This is a genomic window from Streptosporangium nanhuense, assembly GCF_059358815.1.
This window is the reverse complement of the sequence record NZ_JCADBG010000022.1, coordinates 1-15,438: the sequence shown is the minus strand read 5'-3', so window position 1 is coordinate 15,438 and position 15,438 is coordinate 1. Positions and strand designations below refer to the sequence as shown.

The following is a 15,438-nucleotide window of genomic DNA, read 5'->3' as shown; positions in this document are numbered from 1 at the left end:
GCATGTGGCCAGAGTACCGGCGGCGACCGCGATCATGCAACGTGACACCCACGCCCGGCCCGCCCCCCGTTCACACACGCCCAAAACCTCCCATAATCACCAGAATCCACGTGAGGTACGCGCGCCGAGTGATCCAACCGCCCTCGTTCCGGCGTTCCCGTTCCCGAGGTCCCGTTCCGGCGGTCCCGGCCCGGCGGCTCCGTTTCGCCCGGCCGCGTCACGGGTGCGCCAGGGCTAGGGTCGGGGAGTGCGCGCGGCCAGGTTGATGTCGTTGGTGCTGCTGCTCCAGGCCCGGGGCGGGATGACCGCGGCGGAGCTCTCCAGGGAGCTGGAGGTCTCCGAGCGGACCGTCCACCGTGACGTGCTGGCCCTGTCGGAGGCCGGCGTGCCGGTGTACGCCGACCGAGGCCGAGGCGGCGGCTACCGGCTGCTGGACGGGTACCGCACCCGCCTCACCGGGCTGGACCGCGCCGAGGCCGAGGCGCTGTTCCTGTCGGGCGTCCCGGAGGCGCTGCGGGAGATGGGGCTGAGCGAGGTGGCGGCCACCGCCCGGTTGAAGGCCTCCGCCGCGCTCTCCCCCGGTCTCCGCGACGCCCCCGCGACCGCGGCCCAGCGCTTCCACCTGGACGCCCCCGGCTGGTTCGCGAGCGAGCGTCCCCCACCGGCGGCGCTGGCGCCCCTGGCCAGAGCGGTGTGGGGCGACCACCCGGTCACCGCCCTGTACCGGCGCGCCACCCGCCCCCGACCCGACGAGCGGACCGGGGAGGGCGGGCGGACGGAGCGGGCCGAGGCCGCCCGGCGGCGCCTGGATCCGTACGGGCTCGTGTTGAAGGCCGGGGTCTGGTACCTGGCGACCCGGTTCGCCATCTACCGGGTCGACCGCTTCGACGAGGTCGAGATCCATCACGACCTGCACTTCGAGCGGGACGGAACCTTCGACCTGGCCGCGTTCTGGAGCGAGAGGGCGGCGCGCTTCGCCGGCTCCCTGCTCACCACGCACGTCACCGTACGGCTGAGCCCAGCCGGCCGCCGCGCGCTCCCCGCCGTCGCCGATCCGGCCGCCCTCGACGCCGCCCTGGCCTCCGCCGGCGAGCCCGACGGGCAGGGGTGGGTGACGTTCCGGCTGCCCGTCGAGTCACCGGAGATCGCCTACAGCCAGATCCTCCGCTTCGGCCCGGAGGCCGAGGTCGTCGACCCGCCCGTCCTCCGCGCCCGCCTCACCGAGGCCGCCACCCGCCTGCGCGACCTGTACGCCGCCCCCGACTCCCCCGCCGACCCGACCTGCGTCTCCCGCACCGGCGACACCGCCGGTGCGGGAGACACCGCCGACACCGGCACCTCAGGCCGCTGACCGCTCCCCCACCGCTTCCCCACCGCGATCCCTGCCGACCTTCCCTGCCGACCTTCCCTGCCGACCTTCCCGGCCGATCCTTTCCTGCCGGCTTTTCCGATCAGCGGGCCCGGCGCCGGTTCCGCGCCGACCTTCCCGGCCGGCTTTTCCGGTCGGCGGGCCCGGCACCGGTTCCGGCACCGGCGCCGGAACCGGCGAAGGTCAGCGGTAGCCGGTGGCGTCGGCGGGTTTGCCCTTGCTCTCGACCTCCTCGATGTAGCGCCAGGCGTCGGGCCTGCTGCCGTCGACGTCGGTGAAGCCGTAGACCTGGGCGAGCCGCCCGCTGGACACCGACTGTCCCGACCAGCGCATCCGGTCCTCGTCGGCGGCGAGGGCGACGACCGCGCGACCGGTGTAGGCGGGTGTCTCGGAGATCACGAAGTGCGGCTGCTTGTCGGTGGCGTCCCGCCAGTTCTCCTCGGTGACGCCGAAGAGCTCCAGCATGCTCTCCGACCTGAGCCAGCCGGGGGTGAGCGAGATCGCGGCGCAGCCGTGCGGGCGCAGCTCGTGGGCCTGGCTGAACGCCAGGCGGTTCACCGAGATCTTGGCCAGGTCGTAGAAGGCCGAGAGCCGGTAGTTGACGGTGTTGTACTCCAGGGTGCCGTCGGTCACCTCGATCACCATGCCCCCGGGGTTCTCGATCAGCAGGGGCAGGGCGTGGTGACTGGTGATGAGATGGGTGTCCACCGCCAGCCGGAGGATGCGCAGGCCGTCGTCGAGGGAGTGCTTCCAGACGGGGACGTGCCACTCGGTGAGCGGGTCGGCGCCCCAGACGTCGTTGACGAGGATGTCGAGCCTGCCCTGCTCGGTCCTGATCCGCTCCACCAGGGCGCGTACCTGCTCCGGGTCCAGGTGGTCCACCCTGACCGCGATGCCGCGCCCGCCCCCGCGGGTCACCAGCTCGGCCGTCTCCTCGATGGTCTCCGGCCGGTCCATCTCCGAGCGCCGCTCCCGCGTGCTCCTCCCGGTGCAGTAGACCGTGGCACCGGCCGCGCCCAGCTCCGCCGCGATTCCCCGGCCGGTCCCCCTCGTCGCCCCCGCGACCAGGGCGACCTTCCCTTCCAGCGTTCTTGTCATGAGGCCAGCGTGGCGCGAAAAGGGGACATCTACTGTCATGTTTTCGCGCGACGTCCATCGAGGGATATGGCCGTGGAGCGAAACGGTCGACGGAGAGGACGGGAGAACCGTGCCGCGCCCCGGGCCTCCCGCGTCCGGGACCGTGGTGCCAGCGTCCCGGTCCCGGGCCGGAGAACCGGCGGTCCGCACCGCCGCCGGAGCGAGCCGAATCAAGTAGTGGCTGGTCAGTGACACGAAACTGACCCGGGACGGCCGTCAGGGTCCTTTGTGTGCAATCGATGGGTTGCTAGCGTTTTTTCGCAGTGGCCAGAACGGCGAGTCATCGAGGGGGGTCCCATGGGAGAGTCTTCGACGCTGCCTCCGCACATGCGGCGAGCGGGTTTCGGTCCCGATCCGGAGCTGGAGGCGCTGCGGGACGGGGAGGGAGTCAGGCTCGCCAGGACACCGCCGGGTGTCGACGCCTGGCTGGTGACCCGCTACGAGGACGTGCGCGCGGTACTGAGCGACGCGGAGCGGTTCAGCAACGCCCATACGATCAACTTCCAGCCGCCCGGCGTCCGGATCGGCGAGGAGGAGCTCGCCGCGCTCCGCGCGGGCAACCTGCTCGCCTGCGACCCTCCCGAGCACACCCGGCTGCGCCGGATGCTCACCCCGGAGTTCACCCTGCGCCGGATACGCCGGCTGGAGCCGCGGATCTCGTGCATCATCGAAGATCACCTGGACGCGATGGAGCGCGCGGGGTCCCCCGCCGACCTGGTGTCGTCGTTCGCGCTGCCGGTCCCCTCCCTGGTGATCTGCGAGCTGCTGGGCGTGCCGTACGCCGACCGGAAGGACTTCCAGCGCAGGACCCGCCGGATGCTCGACATGTCGGCGTCCTTCGAGGAGCGCAGGGCGGCGCAGATGGAGTCGCGCGCCTACATGGCCGAGCTGGTCGCGCGTGCCCAGGCCGCCCCAGGGGAGGAACTGCTCGGCACGCTGGTCCGCGAGCACGCCGACCTGACGACGGACGAGCTCATCGGCATCGGCGGCCTGCTGCTGGTGGCCGGTCACGAGACCACCGCCAACATGCTCGGGCTGGGCACGCTCGCCCTGCTGCGCGACCCCGCACAGCTGGAGCTGCTCAAGAAGGAGCCCGACCGCGTCGACGCCGCGGTGGAGGAGCTGCTGCGCTGGCTCAGCATCGTCCACTCCAGCACCTTCAGGATGACCACCACCAAGGTCGAGATCGCCGGACAGGAGATCGGGCCCGGCGAGCTGATGATGTGTTCGCTGCTCGGCGCCAACCGCGACCCCGCGTTCCTGTCGGATCCGGAGGTGCTGGACCTCACCCGGGGCGCGCCCGGCCACGTGGCCTTCGGTCACGGCGTGCACCACTGCCTGGGTGCGCCGCTGGCGCGGATGGAGATGTGCATCGCCTTCCCCGCGCTGCTCAGGCGCTTCCCCGAGCTGCGCGAGGTCGAATCCGAGGCGCACTTCCGCTCCTTCAGCTTCGTGTACGGCCTGTCGTCCCTGAAGGTCGCCTGGTGACCGCGACGGCCGCCCGCCGGCCGGGGTGAGAGGGCGGCGAAGCCCCCCGCACCGGCAGGCGCGGGTCACGGGCCGGGCATGTGTGCGGCCGGCGAGGTTCGACCATGTGTGCGGCCGGCGCGGTCCGGGCATGACAATCATTTCACTGACCTGACAGGGGGTCACGGCATGTCCGACCAGGAGAGGGCGAGTGTGCTGTTCGTCGGCAACGCCACGACGCTCATCCGCTGCAACGGGTTCACCGTCCTCACGGACCCCAACTTCCTGCACCGCGGCCAGCACGCCTACCTGGGCTACGGGTTGTTCACCAGGCGGCTGACCGAGCCCGCGCTGAGCGTCGACCGGCTCCCGCCGCTGGACGCCGTTCTCCTCTCGCACATGCACGGCGACCACTGGGACCGGGTGGCCCGCAGAGGGCTGGACCACAGCACGCCGATCGTCACCACACCGCAGGCGGCGCGGAAGCTGAAGCGGCAGGGCTTCGGCGGAGCGGTCGGCCTGGCCACCTGGCACGACCACGAACTCCGGGCCGCGGGCGGCTCGCTGAGGATCACCTCGCTGCCCGCGCGCCACGGCCCCGGCCTGGCGGACGTCCTCCTGCCACCCGTGATGGGGAGCATGCTGGAGTTCTCCGGCACGGACGGCCGGGTGAACCTGCGCATGCACGTCAGCGGCGACACGCTCATGACCAGGGAGCTGGACGCCATCCCGCGCCGCTTCCCGGACATCGACCTTGGGATCGTCCACCTGGGCGGCACGAAACTGCTGGGCGTCCTGCTGGTGACGATGGACGGCCGGCAGGGCAGCGAATGGGTGCGTCTGATCAGGCCGCGCCGCGTGCTGCCGGTGCACTACGACGACTACGGCGCCTTCAGCTCTCCGCTCTCCGACTTCCGCGACCACGTCGAGCGGAGTGGCCACGGAGGCCGGGTCACCTACCTGGAAAGGGGAGAGAGCTACGAGGTGCCCGAACGGCCGTGAGCGAGGCGGCCGGCGGCGCCGCTCTCCGCCACCGCCCACGACCGGCGCCCGGGTCTCGCCCCGCCCTCCTGTGATAGGCAGTCATTACTCGAAGGAGCGAGGAGAACATGGCGGACAACACCGAGTTCGAGCTGCGCGGGATCAACCACCTCGCACTGGTGTGCTCGGACATGAAGCAGACGGTCGACTTCTACTCCGGCGTCCTGGGCATGCCCCTGATCAAGACGATCGAGCTGCCGATGGGCTGGGGGCAGCACTTCTTCTTCGACTGCGGAGGCGGCAACGCGCTGGCGTTCTTCTGGTTCCCCGACGCGCCCGAGGGGATTCCCGGCGTCTCGGCGCCGAAGAACCTGCCCGACCGGGGTGAGCTGCTCTCGGCGGTCGGCTCGATGAACCACATCGCCCTCGACGTCGCCCCGGACCGGATCGAGGAGTACCGCGACAAGCTCATCGCCAAGGGCGTGGACGTCGGGGTGATCCTCAACCACGACGACAGCGAGCTCGGCATAGCGGCCGCCATGGGAGAGGACGTGTTCGTCCGGTCGATCTACTTCAAGGACCCCGACGGCATCCTGGTGGAGTTCGCCGCCTGGACCAGGGAGCTCGGCCTGCCGGAGGACGTGCGGCACGAGCCGAGAACCGCCGCCGACAGGACCGTCTGAGCCCGCGCACGGCCGGGATTTCCTGGATCCGCCCGCCGCATGAGACGTCTTCCCGTGGCGTGCTCCCACGAGGCATGCCTTTACGAGAACTTGCTCGATCATGTCAAGGAAGCCGCGCCGGGGATTCGGTGACCGGGGGGAGTTCGTCGGCGAAGTGGAGCGGTGCGGGAGGTAAGACCCCCTTGACCTCGCCTGCGGCCGTGAACGCGGAGCCGTGTTGCCGTTCGTCGCGCCACCCGTGCCGCTCGGCGCTCGGTGACCTGAATGAAACGACCGCGTAATTACGCTGCCGGTCAGCCGAAGGGGACGATCCTGTCCGGACGTCCCTTCTCCAGCTCAAGGAGACCGTGTTGACCACTCCAAACGGGAACCGGAGCGATCGCAGCCCATGGAACTGGCTGCTTATCGTACCGATCATCCTACCTTTGCTCCCGTTTCTCTACAATTCCGATGAGCCCCGGCTTTTCGGTTTTCCGCTGTTCTACTGGCTGCAGCTCGCCTTCATCGCGGTCGGGGTCACGTGCACCACGATCGTCTACCAGATGACGAAGCGGCGGCGGTGACCCGATGGAAGCTCACCTGACAGAGATCATCATCTTCTCCGTGCTGTTCCTGGTGGTCAGCGGCATGGGGTTCGTGGCCGCGCGCTGGCGCCGGCCGGACAGCCTGGCGAGCCTCGACGAGTGGGGGCTCGGCGGCCGCAACTTCGGCTCGTGGGTCACCTGGTTCCTCATCGGCGGCGACCTCTACACCGCCTACACCTTCGTGGCCGTGCCCGCCCTGATCTGGGGCGCGGGCGCGATGGGCTTCTTCGCGGTGCCGTACACGATCGTGGTCTACCCGATCGTCTTCCTGGTGCTGATCCGCCTCTGGTCGGTCTCGCACGTGCACGGCTTCGTGACCCCGGCCGACTTCGTCCGGGCCAGGTTCGGCTCGCCCACGCTGGCGCTGCTGGTCGCGATCACCGGCATCGTGGCGACGATGCCCTACATCGCGCTCCAGCTCGTCGGCATCGAGGCCGTGCTGAAGTCGATGGGCGTGACCGGCCACCTGCCGATCATCATCGCGTTCGCGATCCTGGCCGCGTACACCTACCAGTCGGGCCTGCGCGCCCCCGCGCTGATCGCGTTCGTCAAGGACACGCTGATCTACATCGTGATCCTGGTGGCGATCTTCGCGATCCCCGCCCAGATCGAGGGCGGCTGGTCGGGCATCTTCGGCGCCGCCCAGGACAAGTTCGCCGCCAGCGCCGCGCCCGGCGACGGGATCCTGCTCAACGCGAACAACCAGCTGCAGTACATGACGCTGGCCCTGGGCTCGGCGCTCGCGCTCTTCCTCTACCCGCACAGCATCACCGGCGTGCTCGCCTCCAAGAACCGCGGCGTGATCAAGCGGAACATGGCGGCGCTGCCCGCCTACAGCCTGCTGCTCGGCCTGATCGCGCTGCTCGGCTTCATGGCCATCGCGGCCGGGATCAAGCCCATCGGCACGGACAACAACACGATCGTGCCGCAGCTGTTCGACAAGATGTTCCCCGACTGGTTCACCGGCGTCGCGTACGCCGCGATCGGCATCGGCGCGCTGGTCCCGGCGGCCATCATGTCGATCGCCGCGGCGAACCTGTTCACCCGCAACATCTACAGGGAGTATCTGAAGCCGCACGCGAGCGACGCCGACGAGGCCCGCGTCTCGAAGATCACCTCACTGCTCGTCAAGGTCGGCGCGGTGCTGTGCATCCTGTTCCTCGACACCGGCTTCTCCATCGACCTGCAGCTCATCGGCGGCGTCATCATCCTGCAGACGCTCCCGTCGGTGGCGCTCGGCCTCTACACCCGCTGGTTCCACCGCGGCGGCCTGATCGCCGGATGGATCGGCGGCATGGGAGCCGGGATGCTCCTGCTCTACAACATCGGCAACCCGGCCACCGGCAAGCTGCACTTCGCCGGGTCGGCGTTCCCGCTGGAGAAGCTGGGCCTGGACACCAAGATGACGATCTACGCGGGCATCCTCGCGCTCGCGGTCAACCTGGCCGTCGCCGCGCTCGGCACGGTCATCGCGCGCGCCGTGAAGTCCTCCGACGGTGTCGACTCCACCCAGCCCGACCACTACTTCGCCGACGAGGGCGACCCCAGGATCAAGGATCTCGACCTCGCCACCCACGGAACCCACGGGACGGCTCCAGGCCCCGATCCCAAGACCCCGAAGCCCCGGAGCCCCAAGCCCTAGGCGCCGAAGCCCCGGAATCCACCGGCACACTGGACGTACTCCGGGTCCGAGACCCCCGACGGGATCCCGGGCGCAGTCCGATCCCGGTACCCGGAAACGAGTGCGGGGGGAGAGCCTGTCAGGCTCTCCCCCCGCGTCGTCGTCAGCGCGTCGCCGTCAACGTGGCGACACCCTCAGGTCGGGGCCGTGGTCAACGTGGCGACACCCTCAGGTCGGGGCCGTGGTCAACGTGGCGACACCCTCAGGTCGGGGCCGTGGTCCCGCTTACACGGGCGTGCCGCCGTTGGCGACGATCAGGGCGTTGGCGTCACGCAGAAGCGTGGCCTTCACCGTCGGGTTGGAGACGATCTTCGGGTCGTTGACCGCTTCGACGAAGCGCTCAAGCTTCTTGACGATCTTCTTCTTGTCGCGCTCGCGCCCCTTGTCCTCGGACACCATGACCTTGGAGATCTTGTCCTGGAGCTTCGCGGCGCCGGAGGCCGACAGCTGCCCGGCCGCCTCGAAGATGTCGATGAGCTTCTCCACGTCGGCGATAGAGGTCGTGACCTCGAACGCGACGGTCTGCTTCGTGACGTGACCCGCCTTGTCCTTGGCGGTGACGGTCAGCGTGTTCGCGCCGAGTGCCAGCTTCCACAGGGCGAGCGGCTCGCCGGAGACCACCGCCAGGTCACCGATGGCCGCCGTCACGCTCGCCACCCCCGACGTCGCGTCGGCCGCGGAGAAGACGGGCGTGATGGACGCGGAGTCACCGTACTTGCCGGGCTCCACCCCGCTCACGGTCAGGACCGGGGCGGACTTGTCGATCTTCACCGTGGCGGTGCCGACCGGCGAGACGTTGCCCGCGCTGTCGGTCGCACGGTAGCGGACGGTGGCCGTCCCGTCGGCGGTCAGGGTGACCGGGTTGTTGGCGTTCGACCACGTCGTGCCGTCGAGCGAGTACTGGCGGCTCGACACCGTGCCGTTGTCGGTCGCGGTGACCGTCAGCGTGACGTTGCCGGTGTACCAGCCGTTCTCCCCGCCCGGCGCGGCCGGGGTGAGCGTGGCCGACACGGTCGGAGGCGTCTCGTCGGAGACACCGTCGCCCTGGAAGGTGAACCCGTCGACCTCCACGCCGCCGGTCGAGGTGACGTAGAGCTTGCCGCTGCCCGTCGGGGCGCCGGTGAGCGAGGTGTCCACGGTCTGCCAGCCGGACCCGGCCGGCACGGTGACGGTGGCGAACGGCTCCGCCGTCTCCGAACCCCACCGCAGCGACAGCGTTCCGGCACCCGAGGCGCGGGTCTTCACGCCGGTGACACCGGCGAAGTTCACCGGGTCGTACGCGATCCAGTCACCGGCGTCGAAGGACGTGATCTTCGCCAGGCCGGACGCGCTCTCGTCCTCCACCTTGGTGACGCCGCTGTTCGCGTCCGAGTGCTCGGCCTGCAGCTCCTTGGGGTTGAGGATGAGCGTGGCGTCGCCGAGCGCCCCGGGGATGTCGCCGGCGCCGTTGTCCCGGTAGCTCACGACGACGACGCCGAAGATGTTCTCGGTCTCGCCGTGCTCGGGAGCGTCGGCCGGGGTCGGCCAGGCGCCCGAGCATCCCGAACCGAGGGTCTCGGGGTGCGCGTGCGTGTCGTGGCCGAGGCCGAAGGTCCACTGCACCCGGCTGCACACCGGGTTGTTGCCGTCCTCCTTGTCGGTGACCCCGATCCGGAACGGCACCGCGTCGCCCCAGTTGAAGAAGGAACCGTTGCCCGGCGTCTGGATGGTCACCTCGGGCGCGGTGTTGCCCACGGTGATCTCGGTCGAGGTGAGGCCGAACTTGCCCTGCGCGTCGGTCACCCGGAGCCTGGCGGAGTACTGGCCGAGGGCCGGGTAGGTGTGCGAGGCCGTCACGCCGGTGGCGTCGAAGGTCCCGTTGCCGTCGAAGTCCCACTCGTAGGTCAGCGCGCCCGGCTCGGCGTCGGTGGACGTCTCGGCGCTGAAGGCGACGGTGAGCGGCGCGGCGCTGCCCGACACCGGCTTGGCGACGATCTTCGCCTGCGGCGTCTTGTTCCCCTCGGCGTAGTCGATGCGGTACAGGCCCGCGTCGGGGTTGGCGCGGAAGAAGCCGTCGCCGTAGTCGAGCACGTACAGCGACCCGTCGGGACCGAACTCGATGTCCATCGGGCTGTCGGTGATCGGCATCACCGCCGTGTTCAGCGCGTCGTTGGGCAGGAAGTGCTCAAGCTTGGTCACCGGCCCGTCCGACCCCGTCACGGTGAACGCCGCGAGGTAGTCCTGGGAGAACTCGCCGTAGAAGAACTTCTTGTCCCAGTACGCCGGGAACTTCGTCGGCGACGGGTTGGCCGCGTCGTAGTTGTAGACGGGACCGCCCATCGGCCCCTGGCCGCCCGCCGGCTCGAAGTCGGTGAGCCCGGCCCACTCCGCGGGCTGGTGGGTGTTGTTGTCGCCGTAGTAGAGGTCCGCGGGGGTCGCGGCCGGCAGCTTGGCGATGCCGGTGTTCCAGCGGGAGGTGTTCGTCGGCCCGCCCGCGCAGTCGAACCACTCACGCGGCGTCGAGGTCGCGAAGTTCCAGTCGTTGTAGTTGAAGTTGTTGCCGGTGCAGTAGGGCCAGCCGCTGTTCATCGGCTTGTCGAGGGGGGTGACGTTCCACTCCACGTAGCCCAAGGGCCCGCGGGCGGGGTCGGCCGCACCGGCGTCGGGGCCGTAGTCGCCCCAGGAGAGCGTGCCGGTCGCGTCGTCGACGTCGATCCGGAAGGCGTTCCGCACGCCCGTCACGAAGATCTCAGGGCGCGTCTTGGCCGTTCCCGGCGCGAACAGGTTGCCGGCCGGGACGGTGTAGGTGCCGTCCTCCTGCACCGTGATGCGCAGGATCTTGCCGCGCAGGTCGTTGCTGTTGCCGGCGCCGCGCCGCGCGTCGAGGCCGGGGTTCATCCCGGGGGCGTCGTTGTTGGGCGCCATGCCGTTGGCCCCGGGCGTGCCCGCGGGGGTGTTGTCACCGGTGACGAGGTAGAGGTTGCCGGCGGCGTCCCAGTCCACGTCGCCCGCGACGTGGCAGCACTGCCCGCGCTGCGCCTCGACCTTGATGATGGCCTGCTCGGTGGAGAGGTCCAGCGCGTCACCGGTCCACTTGAACCGCGACAGCTGGTTGTAGCCCTTCCACTGGTTCCAGTACGACTCGTCCGCCCCGGCGGGCAGCGAGTTGGGCGCCGAACCGGTGGGGGTCGTCTGCGGGTACGGCGCCGTCATCGTCCTCGGCGCGTAGTAGACGTAGACCCACTTGTTCTCGGCGAACTTCGGGTCGATCGCGATCGTCTGGAGACCGTCCTCGGAGTTCGCGTAGACGGGGATCGTGTTGATGACCTTGGTGAGGCCGGTGGCGCCGTCGGTCAGGCGGATGTCGCCGTTACGGGCGGTGTGCAGGACCCTCTTGTCGGGCAGCACCGCCAGGTCGATCGGCTCGCCGACGTTCTTGGTCAGCGTGATCTTCTCGTAGTTCGACCAGTCCGTGGGCGCGTCCAGGACGCTGGTCTGGGCCTGTACGGATGCGGTGCCGGGCACCACAAGGGGCAACAACAGGGCGGCCAGTGCTCCACCGAGCATGGCGCGGGTGCGCTTCAACTTCCTGAGCCTCTTCTTCAGGGGGGTGTCAGGACAAGGCGGGTCACCACGCGTGCCGCGACAACGGCTTCGATCACGTGGCGGTCCGCGGAACCCGTCTCCGGGTTTTTTCGAGGTGCTCTTCGGTGCGAGGTGTTCTTCGGTGCGAGGGTTCGGGTTCTTGAGGGGGCGACCTCTTGGGGGGTTCGGGTTCTTGAGGGGGTTTCGAAAGGTTCGCCTTGTCCTCCGCCGCGCTCTCAGCGGCGGCGGCGCAGGGCGGCCAGGTTCTTGTGGCTGAGGTCGGCGTACTGGAGCGAGCGGCCCGGCTCCTCGGCCCCTCCGGGCGCGTTGTCCTGCTCGTACATGGGGTTGTGGCGCTTCTCGATGTCCAGCTTCGAGAAGAAGGCGCGGTAGTCGATGTCACCGGTGCCGAACGGCACCATGTCGTAGCCGTCGGCGGCGGCGGTGTTGGACTTCCCGTCCTTGGCGTGGAACAGCGGGAACCGCTTCTCGTTCTGCCGTACGAGCTTCAGCGGGTCGAAGATGTCGGTCCGGGTGGAGCCGTCGCGCGCGGTGTACGTGCGGAACCTGTACTGCGCCACGTGCGCCCAGAAGATGTCCATCTCCAGGTGGACGTGCCTGCGGCTGGTGATGTCGAGGAAGTACTCCAGCTTGCGGACGCCCGACGAGCGGGTGGGCCGGCCGAGCTCGTCGAGCGGGCCCGTGTCGAGGAGGAAGCCGTACGCCGCGTCGTGGTTGTGCGTGTACAGCTTGAGCCCCGCGGCCGAGGCGATCGAGCCGAGACCGTTCCATTTCTGGGCCGCGAGGTCCCAGTCCGCCTTGTAGGCGCTGTTGGTCGGGTCGCCGCCGGTGCCCACGTGCTCCATGCCGAGGATGCCGGCGATCTCCAGGGTCCGCTTGAAGCGGTCGAGATCGGCCTCGGTGAGCGGCCACGAGCCGGGGATGAAGCCGTGGTTGCCCTGGGCCTTGAGCCCGTTGTCGTCGAGCCAGCGGCGCAGCAGCCTGGCTCCCTCGACGGTCTCCAGGTCGGCCCCGCCCTCGGCGTTCGCGTGCTGGCGGTAGCCGGCGAACTCCACCTGCCTGTAGCCGATCCGCGAGAGCTCCTCGAACACGCGCCGGAAGCCGGCCGGCAGGCTCGGGTTCGCCGCCGGGTCACGGGAGATCACGTCACGAACCGTGTAGAGGATGATGCCCCGCTTGGCCTCGGGCACCAGGGCGTTCCGGTCGCCGTGACCGTGACCTTGACCGCGCTCCTGGTCGTCACCGGGAGAGGCGTACGCGGCCGACGCGAGCGGGCCCACCGCCGAGACGGCGGCCACCGCGGTGACCCCCGTCGTGGCCGCGAGGAACTGGCGGCGGTTCAGTCCGAGCCCGCGGCGCAGCGCGCCCGCGACCTCGTCGATCTCTTCGTGTGCACTCATGTTTCCTGCTTCCGTGTGGGTGGACGGAGTCCCGTGATCCCCGACGCCTCAGCCGGATGACCGCAGATCCCCTTCCACCGCAGGCCGGCGGCCCCGTCAGGCGGGTCACCTCTTCGAGGAGATCCGCCCACGAACGCCACCGACCGACTCACCGCGCCCTCTTGATGTTGTGCAGAGAACTTGGCGTGGAAGTTACGCGTCTTCTGACGCTTTTGGAAGAACTTTTGCCATGATCACTTGAACTTTCTACGATCAACGACCAAAGTCGCCTCGGTCCGCAGCCCCGCCCACCGGCCCCCAACAGCCCCCTCGGCGGGGGATCTTGCCTGATGAGCCGGGGTGACCGCCCTCCGAGGCGCCACAACAGACTTGGTTTGTAACGATATGAGCAGATAGCACCGCCGAACGGCTCCCTCGCGCCCTGCATCCAGCCGGACCTGTGAGGTCGCCCGGCGACGGGCGACTCACCCCGCCACGAACCGTCACGGAGCCTGTTCGGCGGGTACTTTGGTTGAGAAGCGTAGGACTTTCGCCCATAATCGGCAGAAGCATCATGGTTGTGCGCCGGATGCGACAGATCGAGTGCGACACGTCGGCTGAGACATCGGGAACACATCCGACAGCCGTCTGATGACACATCGGAGTGGCACATCGAAGCAGCGCGTCGAAGTGGTACGAGGCCGCCGAGCATCCCGCCGACCGGCGGGGCCGGAAGCAGCCGACGCCGGACCTCCATCCGAGGACCGGGCCTCCATCAGGCGGGCTTTCCCATTCGCCGCGCCGCTTGTAGCGTCTTGACATCCTTCCCGCCCGGGTTCCGCCCGGGGGGCGGAGGTTTTCGCGTCCCACCCATGTCCGACTATGTCCGGCCCGCTTCCGACCCGCGTCCAGTTCGCGTTCAGGTCGCGTTCAGGGAGAAGTGATGACCCCGGCGAGGAGCACAAGGAACGAGAAGGGAAACGCCGGATGCGCGCGACCGGACTCGGGACCATCTCGCTGGTGATCGCGCTGACCGCCTGTTCCCCCGCTCCCAGCGCCGCCCCGCCCCCCTCTCCCCCGCGAACGAGTCCCGTGCCCGCGTCCCCCTCCTCTCCCTCTTCTCCCTCGTCGTCCTCTGAAGGGCCGCGTCCCCCGGCGTCGCCGGATCCCGCCGGCTCGGCCTCCACCCTCCAGATGATCGCGGATGACCTGGTGGCGGCGGCCGGATCCCCGGGGGCGGTCGTGCATGTCCGCGACAACGGGAGGGTCCAGGAGGCCGCCTCGGGATTCGCCGACCCGGCGGCGCGCACCCCGATGCGGGTCGACCACCGCTTCCGGATCGCGAGCATCACCAAGACGTTCACCGCGACGATCACACTGCAGCTGGTACGCGAGCGACGGCTGGCCCTTCACGACACGCTCGGCAAGCTGCTTCCCGGCGTCCTTCCCGGCGCCGGCCGGGTGACCGTGGAACAACTGCTCAACCACACCAGCGGGATACCGGACTATCTCACCGACTCCCGCTTCATGGACGCCATCGTCGACGGCGGCATGCACACGCGCGACTGGCCGCCGCGGGAACTCCTCGGCTACGGCGGCAGGCCGGGGAAAAGCGGGGTGAACCGTTACTCCAACGGCAACTTCATCCTCCTCGGTCTCATCATCGAGAAGGTCACCGGCCAGAGTTACGCCGAGGCGCTCCGCGAGCGCGTCACCGGCCCCCTGAAACTGCGCGACACCGAACTGCCGCGGGATCTACGGCCCCCCGGGCTCGCCGCGGGCAGGCAGGGCGACGGTCCCGGAGCGACGGTCGTGAACTCCTCCATCTTCTGGTCCGCGGGCGGGCTGGTATCGACCGCGCGGGACGTGGGCAGCTTCTACGAGGCGCTGTTCGGCGGGAAGCGGGCCGTGTCCGGCGGTGAACCCTCCAGAGGGGCGACGCCGAAACCATTGCTTGAGGGAACCGCACTGAAACGCGCGGACGGCCTGGGCGTCTTCGCCGACAGGCTGCCATGCGGAATTCGGGTGTGGAACCACTCCGGGATGATCTACGGATACTCGGGAATCGCCATGAGCAGCGAGGACGGCCGGCGCCAGGTGGTGGTGCAGCTCAACTCCCCGGCGGCGGGACAGGCGATCGCAACGGCGGGAAGGCTCATGTGCCGTTGATCGCCTGTGCCGGTGATCCGCGGGAGCCGGAACCCCTCACAGGCCCCCGGAAGATCACGGGAAACCTCAGGCGGATGCCGCCGCAAAAGGGTCCGGAAAAGCATGAGGGCCCCCACCAAACGGTGGGGGCCCTCATGAAAGATTGTCCGGCGGTGACCTACTCTCCCACACCGTCCCCGGTGCAGTACCATCGGCGCTGAAGAGCTTAACTTCCGGGTTCGGAATGTAACCGGGTGTTTCCCCTTCGCCATAACCGCCGTAACCCTATGAAACACACAAACCTACTGTTTGTTGTCTCAGAATTGCGTAGTGGACGCGAGCAAAAGTTGCTTTGTGGTCAAGTCCTCGGCCTATTAGTACTGGTCAGCTCCACACATTACTGCGCTTCCACTTCCAGCCTATC

General features: G+C 69.3%; 10 protein-coding genes and 1 rRNA gene. 7 read left to right on the top strand and 4 right to left on the bottom strand.

Translation table 11 applies throughout. The features are described 5' to 3' along the window. Nucleotides 1-247 precede the first annotated feature (247 nt). Nucleotides 248-1,351 carry a helix-turn-helix transcriptional regulator gene (locus AC5L38_RS33570; protein ID WP_495246821.1) on the top strand — a complete coding sequence of 368 codons (1,104 nt, stop codon included), beginning with the start codon at nt 248-250 and terminating at the stop codon, nt 1,349-1,351. A 201-nt stretch (nt 1,352-1,552) separates the two neighbouring features. On the opposite strand, the gene AC5L38_RS33565 is transcribed toward AC5L38_RS33570, so the two are convergent. Continuing rightward, a complete protein-coding gene (locus tag AC5L38_RS33565; RefSeq protein ID WP_495246820.1) occupies nt 1,553-2,467 on the bottom strand; it encodes an SDR family oxidoreductase in 915 nt (304 codons plus the stop codon). A gap of 336 nt (nt 2,468-2,803) precedes the next feature. On the opposite strand from AC5L38_RS33565, the gene AC5L38_RS33560 reads away from it, so the two are divergent. The 5 genes from AC5L38_RS33560 to mctP all read left to right on the top strand — a co-directional run bounded on the left by AC5L38_RS33560 (nt 2,804) and on the right by mctP (nt 7,863). Beyond that, the gene (locus AC5L38_RS33560) at nt 2,804-3,994 is read left to right on the top strand and encodes a cytochrome P450 (RefSeq protein ID WP_495246819.1); all 1,191 of its coding nucleotides are present in this window, start codon (nt 2,804-2,806) and stop codon (nt 3,992-3,994) included. Nucleotides 3,995-4,162: 168 nt separating this feature from the next. Further along, nucleotides 4,163-4,975, top strand: coding sequence for an MBL fold metallo-hydrolase (locus AC5L38_RS33555; protein ID WP_495246818.1), 813 nt, complete (start codon nt 4,163-4,165; stop codon nt 4,973-4,975). Between the two features lie 107 nt (nt 4,976-5,082). Further along, a complete protein-coding gene (locus tag AC5L38_RS33550; protein WP_495246817.1) occupies nt 5,083-5,637 on the top strand; it encodes a VOC family protein in 555 nt (184 codons plus the stop codon). Between the two features lie 350 nt (nt 5,638-5,987). Further along, on the top strand, nt 5,988-6,200 hold the full coding sequence (locus AC5L38_RS33545) for a DUF3311 domain-containing protein (protein ID WP_495246816.1): 213 nt from the start codon (nt 5,988-5,990) through the stop codon (nt 6,198-6,200). Nucleotides 6,201-6,204: 4 nt separating this feature from the next. Next, nucleotides 6,205-7,863, top strand: a complete 1,659-nt coding sequence (gene mctP, locus AC5L38_RS33540; protein WP_495246815.1) for a monocarboxylate uptake permease MctP — start codon at nt 6,205-6,207, stop codon at nt 7,861-7,863. A 264-nt stretch (nt 7,864-8,127) separates the two neighbouring features. On the opposite strand, the gene AC5L38_RS33535 is transcribed toward mctP, so the two are convergent. Both AC5L38_RS33535 and AC5L38_RS33530 read right to left on the bottom strand, forming a co-directional pair. After that, entirely contained in the window at nt 8,128-11,466 is a 3,339-nt protein-coding gene (locus AC5L38_RS33535) for a PQQ-dependent sugar dehydrogenase (RefSeq protein WP_495246814.1), read from the bottom strand. A 236-nt stretch (nt 11,467-11,702) separates the two neighbouring features. After that, nucleotides 11,703-12,887 (bottom strand): sugar phosphate isomerase/epimerase family protein, encoded by a 1,185-nt coding sequence (locus AC5L38_RS33530; RefSeq protein ID WP_495246813.1) that lies wholly within the window; start codon nt 12,885-12,887, stop codon nt 11,703-11,705. Between the two features lie 1,173 nt (nt 12,888-14,060). Here AC5L38_RS33530 and AC5L38_RS33525 point away from each other — a divergent pair. After that, a complete protein-coding gene (locus tag AC5L38_RS33525; RefSeq protein ID WP_495246812.1) occupies nt 14,061-15,035 on the top strand; it encodes a serine hydrolase domain-containing protein in 975 nt (324 codons plus the stop codon). A 144-nt stretch (nt 15,036-15,179) separates the two neighbouring features. On the opposite strand, the gene rrf is transcribed toward AC5L38_RS33525, so the two are convergent. Further along, nucleotides 15,180-15,296 (bottom strand): 5S ribosomal RNA (gene rrf / locus AC5L38_RS33520). Nucleotides 15,297-15,438: the final 142 nt, after the last annotated feature.